Source organism: Granulicatella elegans ATCC 700633, from assembly GCF_000162475.2.
Classification (GTDB): domain Bacteria; phylum Bacillota; class Bacilli; order Lactobacillales; family Aerococcaceae; genus Granulicatella; species Granulicatella elegans.
On record NZ_KI391971.1, the window covers coordinates 477,011 to 480,624 of the forward strand.

Below are 3,614 nucleotides of genomic sequence, written 5' to 3' on the forward strand. Positions count from 1 at the left end.
AAAAGCAAAAGCTAAGGAAGCAGCAAAAGCGAAAGCTGATGCAGCGAAAACAGCGATAGATACTGCAAGAACAAATGACGCAGTAGAAAAAGCTAAGACAGATGGAGCAACAAGTGTCGATTCAGTAAATCCAACAGCACAAGCGAAGCCAGTAGCTAAGAAAGCAATTGATGACGCACTAAAAGCTAAGAATGACGTGATTGATGCTCGTACAGACTTAACAGATGAAGAGAAAACTGCAGCGAAAGCTGATGCGAAAGCCAAAGCAGATGCAGCCAAACAAGCAATCGACAATGCGACAACAAATGATGCAGTAACTCAAGCTAAAAACGATGGAGAAACAGAAGTAGCTTCAGTAAATCCACAACCAGTAGTGAAAACGGAAGCTAAAAAAGCAATTGATGACGCACTAGAAGCTAAGAACGACAAGATTGACGCTCGTACAGACTTAACAGACGAAGAGAAAGCTACGGCTAAGGCAGACGCAAAAGCGAAAGCAGACGCAGCAAAAGCAGCAATCGACAATGCGGCAACAAATGATGCAGTAACTCAAGCTAAAAACGATGGAGAAACAGAAGTAGCTTCAGTAAATCCACAACCAGTAGTGAAAATGGAAGCTAAAAAAGCAATCGACGAAGTATTGAAAGCTAAGAATGACGAGATTGACGCTCGTACAGACTTAACAGATGAAGAAAAAGTTACAGCTAAGGCAGACGCAAAAGCGAAAGTTGATGCAGCAAAAGAAGCAATCGATAACGCAACAACAAACGCAGAAGTAGATCAAGCTAAGACTGATGGAACAACAGAAGTGACTTCAGTAAATCCAGAAGCAGTAGCTAAACCAGCAGCTAAAAAAGCAATCGACGAAGCATTGAAAGCTAAGAATGACGAGATTGACGCTCGTACAGACTTAACAGATGAAGAGAAAACTGTAGCGAAAGCTGATGCAAAAGCGAAAGCAGACGCAGCAAAAACAGCAATCGATAACGCGACAACAAATAATGCAGTAACACAAGCTAAGACAGATGGAGCAACAGAAGTAAATAATGTAAATCCAACGGCAGAAGCGAAACCAGCAGCGAAGAAAGCAATCGATGATGCACTTAAAGCTAAAAACGATGAGATCGACGCACGTGCAGACTTAACAGATGAAGAGAAAACTGCAGCGAAAGCTGACGCGAAAGCGAAAGCCGATGCAGCAAAACAATCAATCGATAACGCGACAACAAATGATGCAGTAACACAAGCTAAAAATGATGGAGTAACAGAAGTAAACAATGTAAATCCAACGGTAGAAGTAAAACCAGCAGCGAAGAAAGCAATCGATGATGCACTTAAAGCTAAAAATGACGCAATCGATGCACGTACAGACTTAACAGACGAAGAGAAAACTGCAGCAAAAGCTGACGTGAAAGCAAAAGCAGACGCAGCAAAACAAGCAATCGACAATGCGACAACAAATGCGGGTGTAGATCAAGCTAAAACAAATGGAACAACAGAAGTGACTTCAGTAAATCCAGAAGCAGTGTCGAAAACAGAAGCTAAAAAAGCAATTGAAAATGAAGCAATTGCTAAAAAAGCAGCAATTGATGCAAGAACTGATCTTTCAGAAATTGCAAAAGAGATTCTAAAATTACAAGTCGATGCAATAGTAGCACAAGCTGAAAAAGATATTAATTTTGAAACTAAAGATGGAAATGTTGCTAATGTTACAGAAAATCGAAAACTTGCTGTGAAATCAGTAGGTGAAGTAATTGTCCCAGCCGAAAAACTACTTGTTATTAATCCAATTAAATTAACTGAAGAAGAAAAAACAAAAGTTCTTGAACTTGTTAAATTAGTAAATCCTGAAGCAACAGTAAGAGTTGATGAAAAAGGGAATGTAACAGTGATGTCTAAGAGTGGTGTAAGTGAAACAATTTCTGTTGAAAAATTAGTGAAAGTTTCAACTGGTTTAGATAATATTAATTTAACTTTTGAAAAACAAATAGTGATGGATATTTTTCATATTACTAAAGATGAAAAAGAAAATGTAAAATCTAAGATTATGGCTAAAAATCCAGAAATAGCCGATGTAGTATTTGATGAAAAGGGAAATGCAACTATTATTTTAAAAGATGGCCAAATCTTTAGAGCGTTAGCAAAAGATATCTTTAAACAATACGAATCATCACACCAACCAAGTGGAGTAGTATCAACACCACAAACAAATGTAACAGTTGATAAAGCACAATTGGAAACATCAATTCTTCAATTAGATAGTCTAGTATCTCAATTAAATGATGAATACAAGAAAGAAGGTTCTGAATTATTGAAAGCAGCAAAAGTAGTATTCAATAATCAAAGAGCTACACAAGAAGAAGTAGATGCAATGGTAAAACGTATTGTGGAATTTATTGCGAAAGTTTCTACAAATTCTCCTCAAAATACAGTGAATTCTGAAGAAAACAGCAATAAAGAAACTAAAGCAGGAATAACTAATGCACTAAGCTCATCAGTTGGGAATACAAAACAATCTTCTCAAAAAGAACTTCCAAACACAGGTACATCAACATTAGGAACATTTCTTCCAGCAATTGCAGCTCTATTATCAGGAGTAGGCGTATTTGCAACAAAGAAAAAAGAAGATGAATAATCAATAGATTTCATTTATCGAGAGAAGAAGGAATATAGCTAAAAGAAGGCTATTTTCCTTCTTTTTCTATTTAGGTCATGATGCTTGAATTATGGAAAAAGGTATGTGATACTATTTAGCTAGAGTAATAGCAAATGCATAAAATAGGAGATGAACGAATGAAAGGATCATTATCACTAAGAGGATTTAGAAAATTACGTACAGGTGCTATTGTTGCGACTGGTGTATTTTTAATTGGATTAGCAAGTATCCAAACAACTGTTCAAGCAAGTGAAGAAGATGGGGTTTGGATAGCAAGAACTGTTGAACAAGTCAAAACAGATATACAGAAAGAAGATAATTTCTTTAAATACGAAATTAAATGGGGAGATACGTTAAGTGTCATTAGCGAAGCAACGAATATTCCTGTAGATGTATTAAAAGAAATGAACCGTGTTTCAGATAGAAATTTATTTTTACCACACAATGAATTACTTTACACAGAAGGTGAAAATGTAACAGATTCAAAAACAAAACATAAAATTGTCATTAAAGAAAGTTATGGTAAAAAAGAAGTTAGAACTTATGAAGTTGTACTTCAAAAAAATCATGAAACAGCAGAAGTAACGTTTGAATTGAAAGAAACTACTGAAAAAGTTCAAGAAAGTTATACATCAGTTGTAAGTTGCGGTGAGGTGTATAACTTAGTTTCAGATGAAGCAGAAGGTATAGTGGAAACACCAGGTGAGGAAGATACAGTAACTCCAGGAGCAACAGAAACACTAACACCAGCGCAACCAGCGGAAGAAAAACCTGTAACTCCAGGAACAACAGAAACACCAACACCAGCGCAACCAGCGGAAGAAAAACCTGCAACTCCAGGAGTAACAGAAACACCAACACCAGCGCAACCGGAGGGAGAAAAACCTGCAACTCCAGGAGAAACAGAAACACCAGCACCAGTGCAACCAGCGAGAGAACAACCAGCAGGTTCAGGAGC

General features: G+C 37.0%; 2 protein-coding genes. Both read left to right on the plus strand.

Annotated elements, in window-relative coordinates; translation table 11 throughout:
* The coding region (locus tag HMPREF0446_RS08695; protein ID WP_020991286.1) for a DUF1542 domain-containing protein at positions 1 to 2,635 on the plus strand (2,635 nt) is incomplete at its 5' end.
* Positions 2,636 to 2,793: 158 nt separating this feature from the next.
* Positions 2,794 to 3,614, plus strand: an 821-nt coding sequence (locus HMPREF0446_RS02210; RefSeq protein ID WP_020991287.1) for a LysM peptidoglycan-binding domain-containing protein, incomplete at its 3' end; no start/stop codon positions are given.